3 protein-coding genes are annotated in these 2,000 nt (G+C 35.9%); all 3 read left to right on the top strand.

Features of this window, described 5'->3' with window-relative positions:
* Nucleotides 1-731 precede the first annotated feature (731 nt).
* Nucleotides 732-911: a hypothetical protein gene (locus tag C6H08_RS05255; protein ID WP_034566120.1), complete on the top strand. Its 180-nt coding sequence runs from the start codon at nucleotides 732-734 to the stop codon at nucleotides 909-911.
* A gap of 43 nt (nucleotides 912-954) precedes the next feature.
* Complete coding sequence (locus C6H08_RS05250; RefSeq protein WP_138154746.1) at nucleotides 955-1,497, top strand: hypothetical protein; 543 nt, start codon at nucleotides 955-957, stop codon at nucleotides 1,495-1,497.
* A gap of 170 nt (nucleotides 1,498-1,667) precedes the next feature.
* A partial coding sequence (locus C6H08_RS05245) for a portal protein (protein ID WP_459178055.1) occupies nucleotides 1,668-2,000 on the top strand: 333 nt, incomplete at its 3' end.

Below are 2,000 nucleotides of genomic sequence, written 5' to 3'. Positions count from 1 at the left end.
GCTAAGGAACTGCTACATAAGTAGTGCGTTGTCTTTTTGCAAGTGTGGGCTAGTGCTTCGCACGAGCGGTCGCTTTTAAGTGATTCTGCATAAAAGTCTGCGGTCATGTATGTATAATACACTCCCTTGACTTTTATTTGAAAACACTTAAAATCGACTCAAAATACTGCCGCACATGGAATCTGCGTTTTGCGTTTTGTTTGCAAAAATCTTAAACGCAAGGCAAGTAGCTACAATTCAATTGCCGCACGAGAGTCTGTTTTTTATGGTTTGCAATACTTCCGCATATAGAATCTAACTTTGTGCAGATTCTAAAAGCCTTAAAACTCATAAAGCTATAATGCAAATGCTAGAATATGGGGTTTTGTGTGTGCGTTTATCTTGTTTTTGTGTTTGGAAAGGATTAAGCCAAAACACCTCCTTTTGTTACCCCTAGCATGTAACAAAAAGTAAAATAACTAATCGAACTTTAATAAATTCGGTATATAAACACGAAATTAATCAAAATAAGCAATATAATCACTTTAGGCATTTTGCTTTCCCTCCTTTCTAACCTTACTGCTAGGAAGTAGGTAAAACTCCCCCTTGTAAAGCCGTTACACTTACAAGGGGGAATGTATTTTAACATGTTTTAACTTTCAAATACTAAATTCTTACTTTTTTAGCCGACATTTTTTAATCATTGCAAATTATGTATAATCTTGTTTATTTTGATATTAAAGGAATGGATTATGGCTAAAATACAACCTGTTATAACGCCTACTATGACTTATATAAATCCAAAAGCTGCTATGACAGGGTTTAATTCTGCTAACGCTGGAGTAAATGCCCTTGTAAATCCTGCTATGGCACAAGTAGGACAGGGCAGGGCAAGAAGCCGCTGCAAATGTAGGGAGGATTGTCGCAAATAATGCTGATGATGTAGTAAAGTCTGGTAGTAAGCTCTCTAAAGGCTTGGATAAGGCAGGTAAATTTGCTGCACCAATTCAAGCTGCTATGGGTGTCGCTGGTTTAGGTATGGATATATATAATACCATAGAGGCAAACAAGCAGATGAAAGAACAAATGGATTTAGCTAGAAAGAATTTTAACTTAGAGTTAGAAAAGCAACAAAAGTATGAACTAGCAAATAATCAATTAGCTGCAAGTATTGATAAGGCTTGGGGTGGTAGTGGTGAAGTAGCCCCTACGATAAATTACTCAAAGTATAGACCAATGAAGCACAATGGGCTTGATATGGTGCAAGATAAAAGCGATAATGGAGCATTGATAGAAGGGGGTGCTGGGCAAGGTATGGTTATGGGTGCTAACTCTAATGCGAATGCAAGAAGTATAGACTCCACGCAAACTCCAAACACAGATAATACAGAATTAGGAGGTAGTGGAAATATGCCTACACTCTCACTTGGTGGTGCTGGTGGTATGCCTGTGGGACATAGTGAGAGTATAGACAATGATAATAATGACTATGAAGAAGATGGGCCTGAAGCTTCTTAATGTGCGACAATCTTAGCGGACACTTTTCAATGAGCTATCAATTTTTGCTTGGGTCATGTATTATATATACACTCCCTCGCAAAAATCTCAATAGCTAGCTATTTTAAAGGCTAAAGCTTATGAATGTATAATCAAAGATGAATATTAATCAAAGAAAGGATTAATACGGAATGAAAAAGAATGAAACACATGATAAGTTACTCCAAAGTCTTAAAGAATCTCTCAATCTTTTACAAGAAAGCTATAATGAGTTTTTAGAAGCAAAAGAGTATTATGAAGGCAATCAATTGCCTGATTATATTAAAAGCATACTTGCAAGTAGGGGACAGCCTATACTCTTTGAAAATATGTATGCTTTAATAGGTGAAAAGCTTTTAGGTTATAAACTCAATGCTTCAACAGAGATGAATGCAGTAGGCTTTCAAAAAAAAGATAGAGAAAAGGCACAGATTCTAACAAATATATTAAAAAGCATAACACAAGCAAAAGATTATCAAATCAAT

The organism is Helicobacter bilis, assembly GCF_900198365.1.
In the GTDB taxonomy this organism is placed as follows: domain Bacteria; phylum Campylobacterota; class Campylobacteria; order Campylobacterales; family Helicobacteraceae; genus Helicobacter_A; species Helicobacter_A bilis_B.
The sequence above is the reverse complement of the archived record's forward strand: the minus strand, read 5'-3'. Positions and strand labels throughout refer to the sequence as shown.

Coding starts and splice junctions, on each gene's coding strand:
- C6H08_RS05255 (WP_034566120.1), top strand. CDS start 732: ATGGCTAAAATACAACCTGTTATAACGCCTACTATGACTTATATAAAT.